The organism is Streptacidiphilus albus JL83, assembly GCF_000744705.1.
In the GTDB taxonomy this organism is placed as follows: Bacteria; Actinomycetota; Actinomycetes; order Streptomycetales; family Streptomycetaceae; genus Streptacidiphilus; species Streptacidiphilus albus.
This window is the reverse complement of sequence record NZ_JQML01000001.1, coordinates 1,641,471-1,659,070: the sequence shown is the minus strand read 5'-3', so window position 1 is coordinate 1,659,070 and position 17,600 is coordinate 1,641,471. Positions and strand designations below refer to the sequence as shown.

General features: G+C 74.2%; 13 protein-coding genes. 4 read left to right on the top strand and 9 right to left on the bottom strand.

The window, feature by feature from the left end; all coding sequences use genetic code 11:
- Window positions 1–23 precede the first annotated feature (23 nt).
- Window positions 24–1,274, bottom strand: coding sequence for a carboxylate--amine ligase (locus BS75_RS07200; RefSeq protein WP_034087597.1), 1,251 nt, complete (start codon window positions 1,272–1,274; stop codon window positions 24–26).
- A gap of 163 nt (window positions 1,275–1,437) precedes the next feature.
- Here BS75_RS07200 and BS75_RS07195 point away from each other — a divergent pair, with 163 nt between their 5' ends.
- Genes BS75_RS07195 through BS75_RS07185 form a run of 3 tightly spaced genes read left to right on the top strand, consistent with a single transcriptional unit; the run spans window position 1,438 to window position 5,806 of the window.
- Complete coding sequence (locus BS75_RS07195) at window positions 1,438–2,676, top strand: NAD(P)-binding domain-containing protein (RefSeq protein WP_042439442.1); 1,239 nt, start codon at window positions 1,438–1,440, stop codon at window positions 2,674–2,676.
- Complete coding sequence (locus BS75_RS07190) at window positions 2,673–4,523, top strand: hypothetical protein (protein ID WP_052069261.1); 1,851 nt, start codon at window positions 2,673–2,675, stop codon at window positions 4,521–4,523. Before BS75_RS07195 ends, BS75_RS07190 begins: the two co-directional genes overlap by 4 nt.
- A gap of 23 nt (window positions 4,524–4,546) precedes the next feature.
- The gene (locus BS75_RS07185) at window positions 4,547–5,806 is read left to right on the top strand and encodes a glycoside hydrolase family 16 protein (RefSeq protein ID WP_034087596.1); all 1,260 of its coding nucleotides are present in this window, start codon (window positions 4,547–4,549) and stop codon (window positions 5,804–5,806) included.
- 20 nt (window positions 5,807–5,826) lie between these two features.
- Here BS75_RS07185 and BS75_RS07180 read toward each other — a convergent pair whose 3' ends face one another.
- From BS75_RS07180 to BS75_RS07150, 7 genes are all read right to left on the bottom strand, one after another.
- Window positions 5,827–6,642 (bottom strand): polysaccharide deacetylase family protein, encoded by an 816-nt coding sequence (locus BS75_RS07180; protein ID WP_052069260.1) that lies wholly within the window; start codon window positions 6,640–6,642, stop codon window positions 5,827–5,829.
- A complete protein-coding gene (locus BS75_RS07175; protein WP_042441008.1) occupies window positions 6,639–7,577 on the bottom strand; it encodes a glycosyltransferase family 2 protein in 939 nt (312 codons plus the stop codon). Before BS75_RS07175 ends, BS75_RS07180 begins: the two co-directional genes overlap by 4 nt.
- On the bottom strand, window positions 7,574–8,986 hold the full coding sequence (locus BS75_RS07170) for a lipopolysaccharide biosynthesis protein (RefSeq protein ID WP_052069259.1): 1,413 nt from the start codon (window positions 8,984–8,986) through the stop codon (window positions 7,574–7,576). Before BS75_RS07170 ends, BS75_RS07175 begins: the two co-directional genes overlap by 4 nt.
- Window positions 8,983–10,428, bottom strand: coding sequence for a glycosyltransferase family 2 protein (locus tag BS75_RS07165; protein WP_052069258.1), 1,446 nt, complete (start codon window positions 10,426–10,428; stop codon window positions 8,983–8,985). The genes BS75_RS07170 and BS75_RS07165 overlap by 4 nt, the downstream gene beginning before the upstream one ends.
- Window positions 10,425–11,174, bottom strand: a complete 750-nt coding sequence (locus tag BS75_RS07160; protein WP_042441010.1) for a glycosyltransferase family 2 protein — start codon at window positions 11,172–11,174, stop codon at window positions 10,425–10,427. Before BS75_RS07160 ends, BS75_RS07165 begins: the two co-directional genes overlap by 4 nt.
- 545 nt (window positions 11,175–11,719) lie before the next feature.
- The gene (locus BS75_RS07155; protein WP_231607704.1) at window positions 11,720–13,840 is read right to left on the bottom strand and encodes a putative bifunctional diguanylate cyclase/phosphodiesterase; all 2,121 of its coding nucleotides are present in this window, start codon (window positions 13,838–13,840) and stop codon (window positions 11,720–11,722) included.
- Window positions 13,837–14,643 (bottom strand): SAM-dependent methyltransferase, encoded by an 807-nt coding sequence (locus tag BS75_RS07150; protein WP_034087594.1) that lies wholly within the window; start codon window positions 14,641–14,643, stop codon window positions 13,837–13,839. The genes BS75_RS07155 and BS75_RS07150 overlap by 4 nt, the downstream gene beginning before the upstream one ends.
- Before the next feature lie 133 nt (window positions 14,644–14,776).
- Between BS75_RS07150 and ybaK the strand changes: the two genes are divergently transcribed.
- Window positions 14,777–15,274, top strand: a complete 498-nt coding sequence (gene ybaK, locus BS75_RS07145; RefSeq protein ID WP_034087593.1) for a Cys-tRNA(Pro) deacylase — start codon at window positions 14,777–14,779, stop codon at window positions 15,272–15,274.
- 112 nt (window positions 15,275–15,386) lie between these two features.
- On the opposite strand, the gene BS75_RS07140 is transcribed toward ybaK, so the two are convergent.
- Window positions 15,387–17,561, bottom strand: a complete 2,175-nt coding sequence (locus tag BS75_RS07140; RefSeq protein ID WP_034087592.1) for a LamG domain-containing protein — start codon at window positions 17,559–17,561, stop codon at window positions 15,387–15,389.
- Between the last annotated feature and the right edge of the window lie 39 nt (window positions 17,562–17,600).

Sequence of the window (17,600 nt, the reverse complement as noted above, 5' to 3'; positions counted from 1 at the left end):
GCCGCGCGCCCGCGTGTCGTCCGTTACGCCCGTGGCGCCCCGGCCCGCCCCCGCGCCCGGCCGAGCGCGCGGACGGCGCGGCGCGCGGCGGTGGCGGTGAAGCGGGCCGCCTCGGCCGCGGCCGGGAGGGGGTCGTCGCCGCAGAGCCAGGCCCGCTCGGTGGCGCGGTGCGGCAGCAGGTCGGGCGGGAGCCGGCGCTCCCGCCAGGACCAGGCCGCGGCGGCGGGCAGGTCCAGCTGGCCGACCCGGAAGCTGCGGCGCAGGTCCGGCGGCCCCGGGGGGAGCGGTCGGCCGGTGAGGTCCAGGTGCAGGGCGCGGACGACGTCGACCCCCGACACCGTCTCGAACAGCCGGAACTGGGCCCCCGTCCGGGGGTTGAAGTCGACCAGCTTGTAGCGGCCGTCCCGGCGGTCGAGGCGCCAGTCCAGGTCGGCCACCCCCCGGTAGCCGATCCGTCGGCAGAACTCGGCGGCCTGCTCGGCGAGTCGCGGGTTGTCCAGGGTCCGGGCGCGGACGGTCACCCCGGCCTGCGGCGGCCAGGAGCGGACCTTCAGCGCGGTGAAGACCAGCTGCACCCGGCCGTCGGCGGCGCAGTAGAGATGGGTGAACCAGTCCTCCGCCGCCTCCGCCGGCAGGTACTCCTGGACCAGCACGGACGGGTCCGTGCCCGGCGGGCAGGCCGCGAGCAGCTCGCGCTCGTCGTGGACCACGGTGGTGTGCGAGACCACCGGGGCCCGCAGCCTCGTCCACGGCGCCAGGTTCTTCAGCACCAGCGGATAGCCCAGCTCCCGCGCCGCCGCGAGCAGCTCCCCGTGGCCGTCCGGGACGAGGGCGCGCGGGGTGGGCACCCCGTGCTCGACGCAGAGCCGGTGCAGCCCGCCCTTGTCGGCCAGCGCGCGCGGCAGCCCGGACGGGACCGGCGGCAGCAGGAAGCACTCGCCCAGCCGCCCGGCGTGCTCGGCCAGCAGCACCGCCGCCTCGTCGTCGGTCGGTACGGCGACGCTGCGGCGACCGATCTCGCGCCCGATCGCGAGCAGTGCGTCGACCAGCGCCGCCGGCTCCTCCCGGCCGGTCGTCGGCCGGACGAAGCGCCGGGCGGTGTAGCGGGAGAGCGCCGCCGGGGTGAACCGGTCCTCGACCATGGCGTGCACCGGCACGCCCCGCCGCCCGAGCGTCCGGATCACGCCGACCCCGCCGTGGTGCTCCGGGTAGCGGCCGACCTTGACCAGCAGCGCGGGGACGGTGCGGTCCAGCTCGGGGCCGGTTCCGTGCATGGTGCCCTCGATCCGGTTCGGCGGCCCGGCCGGCCGCAGCCGGTCCGGTTGCGAGCCGCTGGCCCGGCCCTGACGCTTATTTTCCGGGGCGGTCCGACCGCGCGCGAGCGGGACGGCTGCGACCTCCCACGACAGGATCGACCACGACAGGGGATGACCTCCGATGGCAGGTCCGGACGATCGTCGCAGCGGCGCGGGGGATGTACTGCCGGTCACCGTGGTCGGCGCGGGCCCCTACGGCCTCGCCGCCGCCGCGCACCTACGGGTGCGCGGCGTACCTTTCCGGGTGTTCGGCGATCCGATGGAGAGCTGGCGCGAGCGGATGCCCGCCGGGATGTACCTGAAGTCCACCCCCTCGGCCTCTTCCATCGCCGACCCCTGGGGCACGGGCACGCTGGCCCGGTTCCGGGCGGCCGAGGGCCGCGAACCCGGCGGTGACCTGCACCCGGTGCCGCTGGACGAGTTCGTCCGCTACGGCTCGTGGTTCCAGCAGCGGCTGGTGCCGGCGCTGGAGCGGACCCGGGTGCGCCGGATCGGGGCGAGCGGCGGAGCCTTCCGGGTCGAGCTGGCCGACGGCGAGGTCCTCGCCAGCAGGTCCGTGGTCATGGCCAACGGCCTCGGCCCGTTCGGGTACGTGCCGCCGGAGCTGGCGGAGCTGGTCGCGGCGGGGGCGGCCACCCATTCGGCGGAACACGCCGACCTCTCCGGCTTCGCCGGGCAGCGGGTCGCGGTGGTCGGGGCCGGGCAGTCGGCGCTGGAGAGCGCCGCGCTGCTGCTGGAGGCCGGGGCCGAGCCGGTCCTCGTCGCCCGGACGGCCGAACTGGCCTTCGCCGCGCCGCCGACCGGCGAGCGCCCGCGCTCGCGTCCGCCGCTCCGCCGCCTGGCCAAGCCGGACACCACCCTCGGCCCCGGTTGGTCGATGCTGGCCTACAGCCGCGCCGCCGGGGCCTACCGGCACCTGCCGGAGCCGGTCCGCGGCCACCTGCTGCGCACCGTCCTCGGTCCCTCCGGCGGTTGGTGGCTGCGCGAGCGGGTGATCGGCCGGGTCGACCTGCTCACCGGCCACCGGATCCTCTCCGCCGTGCCGAGCGGCCCGGGCGCCCGGCTGGAGCTGGCCGACCGGGACGGCGCGGTCCGGGTACTGGAGGCCGACCACGTGCTCGCGGCCACCGGTTACCGGGTCGACGTCGACCGGATCGAGCTGCTCTCGCCCGAGCTGCGCGCGGCGGTGCGGCGGACCGGCCGGGCCCCGGCGCTCTCCGCCGGCTTCGAGTCCTCGGTCCCGGGGCTGTACTTCACCGGCCTGGCCGCCGCCGCGACCTTCGGCCCGGTGCTGCGCTTCGTCTGCGGCACCGGCTTCGCCTCCCGACGCATCGGCGTGGCCGTGGCAGCCGGCGGATGACGGCCGTCGAGGCCGCCCCCGGGCACCGGCCCGCGCTGCCGCTGCGCTGCGCCGCCCGTGGCGCCCTGCCGCTGGCGCTGCTGCTGTGGCTGCTCTCGCTGCGGCACGTGGACCTCGACCGGATGGGCGACCTCGGCCTGCTCCAGGTGCTGCCGGCGCTCTACTGGGCGGCGGTGCTGCTGCTCACGGTCGGCTTCACGGTCGCGCTCTACCTGCGCGGGGTCGGCCGGGCCTGGCTGGCCGCGTACGTGCTGGGACTGATCGCGGTCATCCACGCGACCCCGGCGGTGCTCTACGCCAACATGCGCTACGCCTGGGCCTGGAAGCACGTCGCGGTGATCAACGCGATGATCCGGCACAACGGACCCGTGCCCGACGCCGGACCGCTGGCCATCTACAACCAGTGGCCCGGCTTCTTCAACCTGAACGGGCTCTTCCTCCGGGCGACCGGGCTGCACTCGCCGCTCGGCTACGCCGCCTGGACCCCGCCGGTGGCCAACGCCCTGCTGCTGGGCCCGCTGCTGCTGCTCTACCGGTCGGTCAGCCGGGAGCGCACCCTGGTCTGGGGCGGGGCCTGGATCTTCTACTGCTGCTCCTGGGTCGGGCAGGACTACTTCTCGCCGCAGGCGTTCGCCTTCCTGCTCTACGTGGTGCTGCTGGCGGTGGTGTTCCGCGAGCTGCCCCCGGCCCGGGGGAACCCGGAGGCCGCGGACGACCTCGCCGCGGACGCTCCCGCCGCGGACCGGGTCGCCGTGCGCGGCTGGACGGCGGCCCGGCTGGCGCCGCTGCTGCTGATCGAGGCGGTGATCATCTCCTCGCACCAGCTCACCCCGCTGATGCTGATCACCGCCCTGGCCGCGCTCTCGCTGCCGCGGGCGAACCGCCGGGTCACCCTGCCGCTGCTGGGCGGCGCCCTGGCCATGGAGCTGCTCTGGGGGCTGACCGTGGCGCGGCCGTACATCGCGGGCAACCTCAAGAACTTCAGCGCGGCGCTGCTCAGCCCGGACACCAACGCGGTCTCCGGCTTCGCCGGGCTGTCCTCGGCCGCCCCCGGCCAGGTGGTGGTGGACTGGGCCGACCGGGCGCTCTCGGCCGCCGTGCTGCTGCTGGCGCTGCTCTCCTTCCTCCGCCGCCGGTGGGTGCGGCGCACCGGGCTGCCGCTGGTGGCGCTCTCGCCGATCCCGCTGCTGGCCGCCAACAGCTACGGCGGGGAGATGCTCTTCCGGGTCTACCTGTTCGCGCTGCCGGCCACCGCCTTCCTGGCCGCCGCGCTGGTGCTGCGCCCCCGCCCCCGGCCCGACCTGCGGCTGCTCGGCGCGCTCGGGCTGCTGCTGGCGCTGCTCTGCGGGCTCTTCCTGGGCTACGACAGCAAGGAGGAGATGAACCGGTTCACCACCGGCGAGGTCGACGCCGCCCGGTACGTCACCGGCACCGCCCCGGTCGGCGCGGTGCTGGTCGCGCTGACCGACAACGTCCCCGGCATCTACGAGCACTACGAGGACCACCCGCTGGTGCAGCTCGGCCAGCAGGGCCGGGAGGCAGTCGCGCTGCTGGTGCACGACCCGCTCGCGGGCCTCCGGCAGGCACTCTCGGCCACCCCGCCGGGCACCCCGGCCTACCTGGTGCTGACCCGGGCCCAGGCCGCCGAGTGCTACCTCACCGGGATCCTGCCCGCCGACACCATGGCCAGGCTGGAGGCGGCCGTCGCCGGCCGACCCGGCTTCACCACCGTCTACCGCAACCCGGACGCGGTGGTCTACCGCTTCGTGCCGGTGCCCCTCGTCCCCGTCCCGCCGCTCCCGGTCCCGGTCCCGCCCGCACCCGTGCCCGCTCCGATCGCGCCCTGACACCCGTACGGAGGCCGACCCCCATGCACCGGACGTTCCTCGGCCCGACACTGGCCGTCTCCGGCTGGATCGCGCTGGCCGCGACCGCGCTGCCGGCCGCCGATCCGCTGCGGGTGCTGCTGCTGGCGGTGTTCCTGGTGCTCTGCCCCGGAGGGGCGGCGGTCCGGCTGGTCGGCCTGCGCCGGGAGCGGGCACCGGTCCGGCCGGCGGCGGCCGTGCTCACCGTGGCGCTGAGCCTGTCCCTCGACACCGTGGTGGCCGAGGGCTTCTACCTGAGCCGCAGCTACACCACGGTCGGGGCCCTCGCCGCGCTGGCCGCGCTGACCACCCTGATGGCGCTGCTCCGGTACCGCTGGCCGCGCCCCGCCGACGCCGACGCCGCCGACGCCCGGCCCGGCCCGACCCGGGCCCGGACGCCGCGCCCGGCGCCGGGCCGGGCCGGCACTGCTGGTGCTGGGTCTGCTGGCCGCCGCCGGCTGCGCCGGGGCCCGCCCGCAGCGCGGCCCGCGACGCAGCCGAGTGCGCCGCAGCCGAGCGCGCCGCCGGCCGACTTGTCCACCGTCCCGGCCGCGCCCGGGAACTGGCACGTGGTCTTCCAGGACGACTTCACCGGGACCGCCCTCGACCCGGCCCGGTGGACCACCTGCTACGACTGGAACCTGAACGGGTGCACCAATGCCGGGAACCACGAGAGCGAGTGGTACCTGCCCGGCCAGGTCGCCGTCGGCGGCGGCAGGCTCAGCCTGACCGCCGTCCGCCGGGCCACCCCCGGCTCGGACGGCACCACCTACCCGTGGACCTCCGGCATGGTCTCCACCGGCCGCGACTCCTGGTTCGGCACCCCCCGCCGGACCTTCACCGGCGGCTACTTCGCGGCCTCGATCCAGGTCCCCGGCGACCCGGGCACCTTCCCCGCCTTCTGGCTGATGCCGGACACCCGGACCACCCCTCCGGAGCTGGACATCGCCGAGTTCACCGGCGACGCCAGTTCGGTGCAGATGACCGTCCACTGGGCCGGCCCCGGCGGCGCGGACGCCCACGCCCAGCAGCGCTACGGGCCGGTGGACTTCCCGGCCGGGTTCCACGTCTTCGCGGTCGACTGGGAGAAGACCTCGCTGACCTGGTACGTCGACGGCGTGGTGCGCAACCGGGTGACCGAGAACGTGCCGGACGTCCCGATGGAGCTGCTGCTCAACCTGGCTGTCGGTTACCCCTCGGCCCCGGCCCCGACGCTGCAGTCGGCGGTGATGCGGGTCGGCTGGGTCCGGGTCTGGCAGCACTGACCACCCCCGCCGGTCCGCGCTCAGCAGGCCGGCGGCCCGCCGACCGGACAGTGCACCGCGGCCCTGGCCCGGCGGTAGGCGCGCCAGCCGCGGGTCCGCAGCCGCTCCGGGAACGGCGCCACCGGCGCGCCGCCGCCCTGGGTCCAGCTGCGGAAGAGCTCCGGCGGGGTGTCCGCCATCACCATCAGCCGGGAGATGGCCAGCGGGTCGTCGGCGGCCGAGCTGAAGGCACGGCCGACTCCGCAGGCCGAGGTCCAGCCGGACTTCTGGACCCGGCGGCGCACCGCCGGGCTGGAGTAGCCGTGCGGATAGGCGAAGGCGGTGACCGGGTGGCCCAGCACCTCCTGCAGCTCCCGCTTGCAGCCGGCCACCTCGGCGCAGACGCTCCGGCCGCCCAGGGTGTCCAGCTGGGGATGGGTGCGGCTGTGGCCGCCGATCTCGATGCCGCAGGCGTCCAGGGTGGCCAGCTGACGCCAGTTCAGCATGTCGGCGGGCGGCAGCAGGCTGCCCGCCGCCCGGCCGCCGGGCGGGTGCACCGCCCCGGTGGTGACGAAGAGGGTGGCCGGCAGCTCCCGTGCGCCGAGCAGCGGCGCCACCGTCCAGTAGAAGTCGGCGAAGCCGTCGTCGAAGGTGAGCACGGCGGAGTTCGCCGGCAGCGGCGGCCCGCCGCGCAGCGCGGCGACCAGCCGGCGCAGCGGGACGACGGTGCGGCCGCTGGCGGCGAGTTGGTCCAACTGCTCGGTGAAGGTCCTCGGCGCCACGGTGAACGGGGCGATCCAGGGCGCCGGATCGGTCGACACCGAGTGGTAGAGGAAGACCGGCACCGGGGCGTTCACGGCGCGCCGCCGTGCAGCCGCCCGGCGGCGTAGCCGAGCAGGGTCGCGCCGACGCCGGTGGCCAGCGCGGCGACCGTCCCCGGCGCGCTGCCGGAGCCGGGGCGCAGCCCCCGGACGACGGCCGTCGGCACGGTCGACCGGAGGTAGGTCCGCTCGCTGGCGAGGGCCGGTCCGCGTCCGGCGTAGCGGGCGACCCGGGCCTTGGAGAGCCCCTCCGCATAGCAGCGGGAGCGGAAGTAGGACCAGCCGCTGCGGGCCTCCGGCACATGGTGGCGGACGGCCGCGGCGGGCTGGTAGAGCAGCACGGCGGCGGGGTCGTGGGAGCTCAGCCGCAGGCACAGCTCGGTCTCCTCGCAGCCCAGCGGTCGGCGGCCGACGCGTCCCAGATCGGTCCGGAAGCCGCCGGCGGCGAGCAGCGCGGCCCGCCGGAACGACATGTTGGCGCCGATGAAGTTCCGTACCGGCGACGGGTGTTCGGGCAGGCCCCGGTAGGAGCAGCCGACCACCCAGTCGAACTCGGGCGGGAACCACCGGGGCCGGCCGGTGTCCCAGGCCGGTCGGACCAGGCCGCCGACGCCCTGCACCCGGGGGTCCCGGTAGCCGTCCAGCAGCCGTCGGCTCCAGTCGGGTTCGGCGGCGGCGTCGTCGTCGAGGAAGGCGACGACCTCGCCCCGGGCGGCGGCCACGCCGCTGTTGCGGGCGCCGGAGAGCCCCCGGCGCTCGGTGTTGACCAGGGTCCGCACGCCGGGGAGTTCGGCCGTGGCACGGCGGGCGAGTTCGGGGCAGTGGTCGACCACCAGCAGCAGTTCGTCGACCGGCTCGCGCTGGGCGAGGACCGAGGCGACGGCGGCCCGCAGGTCGTCCCAGCGGTCGGTGGTGTAGGCGCACACCACCACCGAGAGGGAGGGCAGTGCGGTCGCGGGGGCGGTGGTCATGGCGTGCTCCTTCCGGGCGGCGGCGGGCGGCGCGGCAGCCAACGGTTCAGGGTGAGCAGCAGCGGCACGGCGAGCAGGCACTCGGCGAGCAGCCAGGCGACGCCGACCCCGGCGATCCCGAACACCGGCAGCAGCCAGGCGGTCAGGCCGAGCACCAGCACGCAGAGCACGGCCTGCAGCCCGACCGCCCAGCCCAGGGTGCGGCGGGCGCGGGCGACGTCGATGGCGATGCCCAGCAGCAGGTTCGGCAGCGCGGCCAGGGACAGCAGCCGCAGCAGCGTGGTGCCGTGGGCGGAGTACTCGGGTCCGAACAGCGCGAGCACCCATGGCGCGCAGCAGACGATCAGCACCGCGGCGGCGGCCATCAGCAGGCCGCTGTGGCGCAGGATCCGGCGGGCGTTCTCCTCCAGCCGCTCGGGGCAGCGAGCCGCCTCCACGATCATCGAGCTGCCCATGTTGTAGGCGGCCAGGAACAGGCTGTAGCCGACGACCCAGGCCAGCGAGAAGTAGGCGTTGCCGACCGGGCCGTAGCGGTTCAGCACGATCAGCGGCACCACGTTGTAGGCGCTGAGCCGGAACAGCGCGCCGAGGTAGTCCGCCGCCGCGTAGCGCAGCAGCCGGTGCGGCGCGGGGGCGCCGGCCCCGGCCCGCTGGTGCCGGGGCACGGCATGGCGGAACAGGTAGTAGTTGGTCATGGCCATCGCCACGGCGAGCGCCCCGGCCCAGGAGAGCAGCACGCCCGCACTGAGCGCCCAGATCCCGAAGGCCAGCAGCAGCCCCGTCTTCACGGCGGCGAACAGGGCGTTCTCGCCCAGGACCCAGCCGGCCCGGCGGAGCCCGGTGAGCACCCCGTCCTGGAGCACGAAGATCGAGTAGCCGCAGGTCGCGGCGATGAAGCAGGCGGCCCCGAGCGGGCTGCGGAGGTAGTCGAGCCCCGGCGCGAGCACCGGCACCAGCAGCAGGAACAGGCCCGCGAGCAGGGTGCTGAAGAGCGCGCTGGCGGCGTAGCAGCGCAGCACCAGCCGACGGGTGTGCCGTCCGGCCGCCGGTACGAAGCGGACCAGCACATCGGCCAGGTTGAGCTGGCCGAAGCCGGAGAGCAGCGAGACCGCCGAGATCGCGGCGTAGCTGCGGCCGACCGAGGCGGTGCTGTACCAGGAGGTGGCGACCATCCAGAAGCCCGCGCCCAGGGTCGCGGTCAGCAGTGAACTCAGGGTCAGCACATGCCCGTTGCGCAGCAGCCGGGCGCCGTCCCGGGCGGTGCCGGGGACGGCGGGCGCGGTGGCGGGCGCGGTCTGGACGGACGGCGCGGACAGGACGGCCGGGGTGACCCGGACGTCGGCGTCCCCGGCCGGGGCGCGGCTCGGCCGGAGCTGCGTCGTGGGTGCTGCCTCGACCCGGGTGGTCATGGCGGGCTCGGCTCCGCGTGCCGCAGCCGCTGGTCCTGGCGCCGGCTGCGCAGGTACCCGAGCGGGCCGTAGAGCAGCCCGCGCAGCTCCAGCGCGGTGAGCCGGCGGTTCCAGTCGCCGGTGTCGGACCCGGCGTCGGTTCCGGTCCCGCCGGCCCCGGCCGCACCGCTGCGGCGGGTGGCCGCGAACACCGCGCCGCGCGGCAGCCTGCGGGCCAGGGCCGGGAGCATGCCCGGCTCGGCGGCGACGGCGGCGGCCAGGAACGCGCCGAAGCCCGCGCCGTACCCGAAGGCCTGTGCGGGCAGCGCGTCCGGGCTGCGGCTGTGCCGGTGCCAGACCAGGGCGTCCGGACGGTAGGCGAGGGTGGCGCCGGCGACCAGGACCCGGAAGAAGCCGAGCAGGTCGTCGCCGCCCCGGGCCGGGGTGCCGGTGCCGGTGGCCGGGTCGAAGCCGCCCAGCCGCCGCAGCAGACCGGTCCGGTAGGCCATGTTGGCCCCGGAGCCGAAGCGCCCGGCGGTGAACGGGAAGAGCGGGTCGGCCGGCGGGTCGGCCAGCGACCAGCTGCGCGGCCCGAAGCCCTTGTCGTAGCCGCCGTGCTGCTGGAGCCGGGCCTGCGCCCTGGTCTCCAGCTCGGCGGGCAGGATCAGCCCGGTCACGCAGCCGATCCCGGCCGACCCGGCGAAGGCCGCGGCCAGTGCGGTCGGCCAGTCCCGGTCGACCAGGGTGTCGTCGTCGGTGAAGGCGGTGATCTCGCCCCGGACCTCGGCCAGCGCCCGGTTGTGGGCGCGGGCCAGCCCGGCGACCGGCTCCCGCAGGTAGCGGACCCGGGCCGGGTAGCGGCCGCCGCGCACCAGCCGCTCGGCGGCGTCGTCGGCCGGGGCGTTGTCCACCACCAGCACCTCCAGCCGGGGGTAGCCGGTCCGCAGCAGCGAGTCCAGGCACTGCCGCAGCAGTTCGGGCCGGTTGTGGGTGGCCACCACCACGCTCACGGCGGGCGGGTCGGCCAGCAGCCGGGACCGGCCGGCCCGGCACGGCGCCGCATCGGCGCGGGGCTCCGTACCGGCCGCCGCGCGTCCCTCCGCAGGGGCCTTCGCAGCGGCCGCCGCGTCGGCGGCGAGGTGCCGGGCGATCGGGTCGGCCAGATCGCGGTGGGCGGCGTCGACCAGCGCCCGGCGCAGTCCGGCGGTGTCGCCGGTCGCGCCGTCGGCGGTCACCAGTCCGAGCGGGTGTCCGTGCAGTCGCACCAACGCCAACACGCGTCCCTCCGCATCGACCGGACCGGTGTCCCCGGGGGAGCGCGGCGCACCGGGCTCGTCCAGGTCCAGTTCGGCGATCCGCACGGGTGTGTAGGGCGAGTCGCGGGCGACAAGGCAGGGGCAGGCCGCGTCGGCGGGCCGGTCGTAGCCGTTCATCGTGGGGCCGTTCACCGTGGGGCCGTTCATCGTGGGGCCGTTCCCGGCCGACCCGCGCCGGCGGTCCGGGCCGGCCGCGCGCCGGGGCGCTCGGTCAGCAGGGTCCGCAGCACCCGGCGGCCGTCGGAGACGGCGTGGAGGTGCGAGCGGCCGTTGCGGCGCGGCAGTTCCAGGCTGGGGACCTCGGCGATCCGAAGTCCGGACCGCAGCGCGTGGGCGATCAGCTCGGCCTCGATCTCGAAGCCGGTGGCGCGCAGGTCGAGCTCGTCCAGGAAGCTGCGGCGGAAGGCGCAGTAGCCGTAGCAGAGGTCGGTCAGCGCGGCGTCGTAGAGCAGGTTGACCACCGCCAGCAGCGCCCGGTTGCCCAGCGAACGGGTCAGGGTGAGGTCCTGCGAACCGCCGCCCGCGACGTAGCGCGAGCCCTTGACCAGGTCGAAGCCGTGGTCGAGGAAGTGCAGGTAGTGCGGGATCTCGCCGGGGCTCATGCTGCCGTCGGCGTCCAGCATCACCAGGTACTCGCCGGTGGCCGCGCGGAAGCCGGTGCGCAGGGCGTCGCCCTTGCCCCGACCGCGCTGCCGGACGCTGCGCACGGTCGGCCGGCACTCCGCCGCCATCCGCACGGTCGCGTCGACGGAGCCGCCGTCGACCAGGATCACCTCGTCCACGCAGGACGGGATCTGTTCGAACACCCAGGGGATGTTCCGGGCCTCGTTCCGGGCCGGCACCACCAGGCTGACGGTGTGTCGGACCGGAGCGGTGTCGGTGGCCCGGCGCAGCGGGTGGCGGTCGGCGGCGGAGGCCGGGGCGGGCGCGGAGTCGGTGGCCCGGCGTCCGGGCCGGCCGTCGCGGTTGCCGCGCCGACGCTCGGGGGGAGCGATGGGGAACGGGGCGGCGGGGAAGGGGAGGACGGAGGGGCGGGGGGAACGGTGGTACTCATCGAGTGAGGCCTCTCCAGAGGCGGCGGACGCGCGGGGGGAGAGCGCATCACGCCCGGGACGAGAGTGTGCCCCGGGCCGGAGGACCGGCCGGGCACCGGCCGCTGCTGGACGCAGGCCGGACCCTCGTCTGGGTGGGGAAACGATCGAGGAGAGCGGCGGACCCGTGACGGGGCACTGCCGCGTCCGCCCGGAGGCGACGCTCGATCTCGGACGCCGAAGCGTCGAACAAAACGACTGGCAAATGTACTGTCCGCACTAGTGACCAGTGGGGCGCCAGGACCCCATCATCTGTGGATTCCTCACGCAGAGTCAAGTGCTTTCCGGAACTTTCCGGCTAATAAGGCTATTTGCCCTGTTCTGCAGGTCGGTCCGGCGAACACTCGTCACTGCCGGTAGCCGCGCTGCGCGATTCCGTCGGCGATGCGGACGGTGATCTCCGAGGGCCGCACCGGTCGGCCGAAGTACCAGCCCTGCGCCCAGTCGCAGCCCATCGAACGCAGCCGCTCGGCGTGCTTCTCGGACTCGACCTCCTCGGCCGTGACGACCAGGCCCAGGGTGTGCGCCAGCGAGACCATCGCGCCCACGATCCGCCAGCCGAGCTGCTCGTCCTTCTCCGGGTCGTGCAGGTCGGCGACGAAGGAGCCGGCGATCTTCAGCCCGGAGACCGGCAGGTCGCGGAGGTAGGCCAGGTTGGACCAGCCGGAGCCGAAGTCGTCCACTGCCAGTGACACGCCCATGCCGACCAGCGCGTGCAGGGCCGGCAGCGACTCGTCGTCACGGCCCACCACCGCGCTCTCGGTGATCTCCAGCTGCAGCAGCCCGGGGTCCAGGCCGGTGGACGCCAGGATGTCGGCGACATCGGACACCAGCCCGGCGGTCCGGGCCTGACGGGCCGCCAGGTTGACGTTCAGCTGCGGCGCCGCCGCGCCGAACCGGCGCGACCAGTCGGCCGCCTGGGCACACGCCTGCTCCAGCACCCAGCGGCCCAGCGGGATGATCAGACCGGTCTCCTCGGCGGTCGCCACGAACTCCTCCGGACCGAGCACCCCCAACTGCGGGTGGCGCCAGCGGACCAGCGCCTCGACCGCGGCCAGCGAGCCGTCGGCGAGCGAGCACAGCGGCTGGTAGTCGATGAAGAACTCGCCCCGGTCCAGCGCCACCGGCATCCGCACCGAGACGGCGTAGCGGTTGACCGCGCGGGCGTTCTGCCGGGGGTCGAACAGCGTCCACCGGCCGCGCCCCTCCTCCTTCGCCCGGTACAGGGTGAGGTCGGCCGCCCGGACCGCGGCCATCGGGGTGGTGGTCGCCACCGTCCGCTCCAGCACCCCGACGCTGGCCCCGACCGACAGCCGGTGGTCGCCGACCACCACCGGGCCGTCCAGGGCCTCCAGCAGGGTCTCGGCGACCGCCACCGCCTCCTCCGCGCCGCTGCAGTTCTCCAGCAGCACCACGAACTCGTCCCCGCCGAGCCGGGCCACCACATGGCCCAGCGGGGTGAGCACGGCGGCCAGCCGGGCGGCCACGGCCGCCAGCAGCTGGTCCCCGGCGTCGTGGCCGAGGCTGTCGTTGATGACCTTGAAGCCGTCCAGGTCGACGTAGCAGAGCCCGAACCGGGCGCCGGGCTCCGGCGCCTCGAACACCGCCTCCAGCCGCTCGAAGAAGGCCGCCCGGTTCAGCAGCCCGGTCAGCTCGTCATGGGTGGCCTGGAAGCGCAGCCGCTCCTGCAGCCGGTAGCGGTCGGTGATGTCCTCCAGCATCGCCACCTGGTACTGCGGCCGCTGCTGCTGGTCCCGGATCAGGGTCACCGTGAGGTGGGTCCAGACCACCTCGCCGTCGTGCCGGTAGTACGGCTTGTCGAACTGGAAGTGGTCCCGCTTGCCGGCGATCAGCTCGCCGTAGGCGTCCCAGACGCCGGGGGTGTCCTCCGGGTGGACCAGGTCGTCCACCCGCCGGCCGGCCAGGTCCTCCGGCCGCGCGCCGAACAGCTCCAGCAGCGCCGGGTTGACCTCCAGGATCCGGCCCTCCAGGTCGCCGATCCCGATGCCGATCGCGGCGCTCTCGAACAGCGCCCGGAACCGCGCCTCGGAGGCGTACAGCGCCCGCTCCGCGCCCTTCCGGGCGGAGTCCGCCGCCAGCCGGATGCTCTCCTGCTCGCGCAGCGTCTTCTCGCGCAGCGCCACCGCCCAGCCGGCCGCGAAGGCCCCGGCCAGGGCCGGGCCCCGGGGCCCGTCCAGGGGCTGCCGCTGGAACAGGGTGACCACCCGGGCCAGCACCCCGGGGTCGGTGTAGCGGGCGTGCACCAGCAGCGCCCCGACCTCCTCGGCCGGCCGGGGGTCGAACGGGTCGCCGTTCCTGGCCTCCCGCAGCAGCTCGGTGGTCCGGTTCACCAGCCTCCGGATCACGGCCGGGGCCAGCATCCCCCCGTGGCTCTCGTGCAGCAGCGCCGCCCAGGCCTCGCCGAAGGAGTCGGCGGGCTCGCGGGCCGGGGCCGGGGCGGCGCTCACGGCAGGCGCCCGACGCCCGCCATCCCGGTGAACCGCTCCGGGTGGGAACCCACCGCCCCCGGGTTCTCGGGCTGCCACTCGGGCAGGTAGACCACCCCGGGCTCGACCAGGTCGAAGCCGTCGAACAGCCCGCTGATCCGCTTCCGGCTGCGCATCGTCAGCGGGGTCGGCGTCCGGGCGTAGAGGTCCTGGTGCGGGCCGGTCTGGTCCGGGCGGCCCTCAAGGCAGGCATGGGACAGGATCAGGATGCTGCCGGCCGGCATGGCCGCCCGCAGCTGTCGGACGATCCCCTCCGGGTCCTCGGCGTCGGTGATGAAGTGCAGCACCGCCACCAGCAGCACCGCGACCGGCTCGCCCGCGTCCAGCAGCGCCGCCACCGGCGGCCTGGTCAGCAGGTCGGCGGGCTGCCGGAGGTCGGCCTGCACCACCTGGCTGAGCGGGTCGTCCGCCAGCAGCAGCTCGCTGTGCGCCACCGCCACCGGGTCCTGGTCGACGTAGACCACCTCGGCCCCGGGTGCGGTCTCCCGGGCGATCTCGTGCACCGCGCCGAAGGTCGGGATGCCCGAGCCGATGTCCAGGAACCTGGTGATGCCCTGCTCGGCGGCGTAGTGCACGGCCCGGCGCAGGAACGCCCGGTTGGCCCGCATGATCATCGGCAGCTCCGGCCAGAGCTCCACCGCCCGCCGGGCCAGCTCCCGGTCGACCGCGAAGTTGTGCGAACCGCCCAGGTAGTAGTCGTACACCCGGGCCGCGTTCGGCTTCTCGGTATCGGTGCCCGGGGGAACCCACTGCGGTCGCGTCATGCTGCGCCTCCTCGTTCCCAGCTGCCGGGAGAATTCATGACAGTAACCATGAAAAGCCTCCTACTCTTGCAAACCGCCTGCAACCGCCCTGCCCGGGGCGTGGCGCGCTGTGCGGGGCCGATAGCGTACGGCCATGGCGAAGAAGGCGAAGCGGGGCGGGCAGGGGACGCCGGCGACGGTGGTGCTGGAGGCGGCCGGGGTGGAGTACACGGTGCACGCGTACGAGCACGACCCGGCGGCGGCCTCCTACGGGGAGGAGGCGGCTCGGGTGCTCGGGGTCTCCGCCGAGCGGGTGTTCAAGACCCTGCTCGCCGACGTCGACGGGGTGCTGGTGGTGGCCGTGGTGCCGGTCGCCGGGCAGCTGGACCTGAAGGCGCTGGCCGCCGCCGTCGGCGGGAAGCACGCGGCCATGGCCGACCCGGCCGCCGCCGAGCGCAGCACCGGCTACGTGCGCGGCGGGATCTCCCCGCTGGGCCAGCGCAAGCGGCTGCGCACCGTGGTCGACACGGGCGCGCTGGCGCACCCGACCGTCTTCGTCTCGGCCGGCCGCCGCGGCCTGGAGGTCGAGCTGGCGCCGCAGCAGCTGGTGGAGCTGACCGCAGCGGTCACCGCCGAGGTGGGGCGGGCCTAGCCGGTCGGCCGGGGCACCGCCGCAGGCGGGTCTTTCGGCCGTGGATGGAACTGCTCTGCCCCGACGGGATGCATCCCGTCGGGGCAGAGCAGCGTATTCAGTTCAGTTCAGCTCAGTTCAGGCCGGTGATGGGCGTGGAGTCGCCGAGGGCTGCCGCGTCGGCGGCGGGCAGGGCGGTGTCGTAGATGTGGAGGTCGGCGATCTGGCCCGGGAAATCAGCGGCGCTGCCCGGAGTGGTGCCGCCGTCGGCTCCGCCGATGAGCAGTGGGCCGGTGGCGGCCCAGGGGGTTCCGGTGTCGGTGCCGGTGCCGACGAGGTTTCCGTTGACGTACAGGGACATGGATCCAGTGGCGGCCTGGTAGGTGGCGACCAGGTGGTACCACTGGTTTGCGACGGTTGTGCTGCCGTTGGCATGGTAGTAGACGGGCGCGTTGGCGGAGTCGGTGTTGGGGATGACCAGTGCCCAGCTCTTGTAGGCGGCGGAGTACTGGAGGTAGAAGCCGCTGCGCACGCCGGCGGTGTCGCGTTGGGCGACGACGGTGTAGTAGTCGTTGCTGTTGAAGCTGCTGTTGAGTTTGGCCCAGGCCGAGACGGTGTAGTCGCCCGTTGTGTTGACTGCGGGACTGGTCGTGGCTGCGTAGCCGGTAGTGCCGTCGAGCGAGAGGACGGTGCTGGTGGGGTTGGCGGCGAGGAGGCCGGGGTTGGCAGTGGTGAGGGTCGGGTCGGTGGCCCAGATCGCTCCAGTGGTGGTGAGTGTGGCCTTGTTGCCGCTGATGCTGTCGACGGCGGGGCTTGTGTTGTCGTCCAGCTCCCACCAGTTGGTGGCGGTGCTGCTGAGGGGGGACAGGGGGACGGCGCTGCTCAGCGTGCTGGTGGCGTTGGCGGCGCTGTTGTACACGCGGACGTCGGAGACGGAACCGACGATCTGGCCGTAGAGGCTCGGGGTGGTTCCGGCGGTCGCGGTGGAGCCGATCGTGACGATCCCGCTGGAGTTGTATGTGGGGGTGGTGTTGCTTCCTGTACCTGCCAGGGCGTCGTTGACGTACAGGTCCATCGTGCCGGTGGATGCGTCGTAGGTGCCGACGAGGTGTGTCCAGGTGCCGGCGGTCGCGGGGGTACCTGAGGTGGCTGCGGCGTAGGTGGTGGGGCCGGCGGTATCGCTGGTGCTGGTGTCGAAGGCCCAGGTTTTGGCGGTTCCGCTGTATCCGAGCAGGAACGCCTGGTGGTTGGCGGTGTTTTGGGCGACGGCCCATTGGTCGGTGGTGCCCAGGGTGGTGAGTTTGACCCAGGCGGACACGGTGTAGCTGTTACTGGTGTTTACGGCGGGTCCGTTGGTGGCGGCGTAGCCGTTGCCGTTGAAGGTCAGGGCCGTGCCGCTCTGGTTGCTGGTTCCTGGAGCGGTGTCTGCTGTGGCCAGAGCTGCGTCAGTGCTCCACTGCGCACCGGAGTTGCTCAGGGTGAGCGGGAGGCTGGTTGACGGAGCGTAGGCGTCGTCGTTGGCTGTAGTAGTGGTGTTGCCGTCGGTCAGGGTCCACCAGTGAGTGGGTAGGGCGGCGGGGCCATGGGCGGCCATGGTGCTGGCTGGGTTGTCAGTGGCTCCGGGGTATTCGATGAGCTGGCCGTTGGTGTCGGTGACGTAGAGGTCAGGGATTCCGTCGGGGGTACCAGTGGGGTTGGTCTGGCTGATGGTGCCGTTGATGTCGCCGGGGGAGGCGATGAAGGGGTAGTTGGACTTGGGCAGACTGGGGCCGAAGGTGGTTCCGGACTCGTCTCCCGAGACGGGGGCGACGCCCGGTGGGACCAGGAGGGGTGGCAGCCCGGTGGTCGCGTTGATGGCCAGGGAGTAGCTGTAGAGCTGGCCGGTGGAGTCGAGTCGTGCCCAGAGGGTGGGGGTACCGGCGATGGTGCCCGGGGCGATCAAGGTGCTGCCGGACCAGTCGCCGGTTCCCAGGAGAATGGGGTTGGCCAATGTCGTTCCGCCCATGCCCTGATAGAGCCAGAGCTGGTGGGTACTGGTCGCGGTGTTCTTCTCAATGGTGATCAGGTCGGGATCGTGAGCGGCGGTGTTGTACACGTAGCCGGGGGCTGCGATCTGGGCCACTTGGTCCGAACTGTCCCAGGTGGTCTGGTAAGTGGACGGGTCGCATCGGCTGGTGTCGATCGTCTCGCAGGCGGTCGGCTTGGTGATGGACTTGTTGTCCTGGTCGAAGAAGCCGTAGGTGCCTGCAGTGATGTTGGCATCGTTCTCGACTGCGTACAGCTGATTGGGGACAGTGGCGGTGTCCATTGCGAACAGGTCGTCGACGCTTTGGCCGGTCAGGCGACT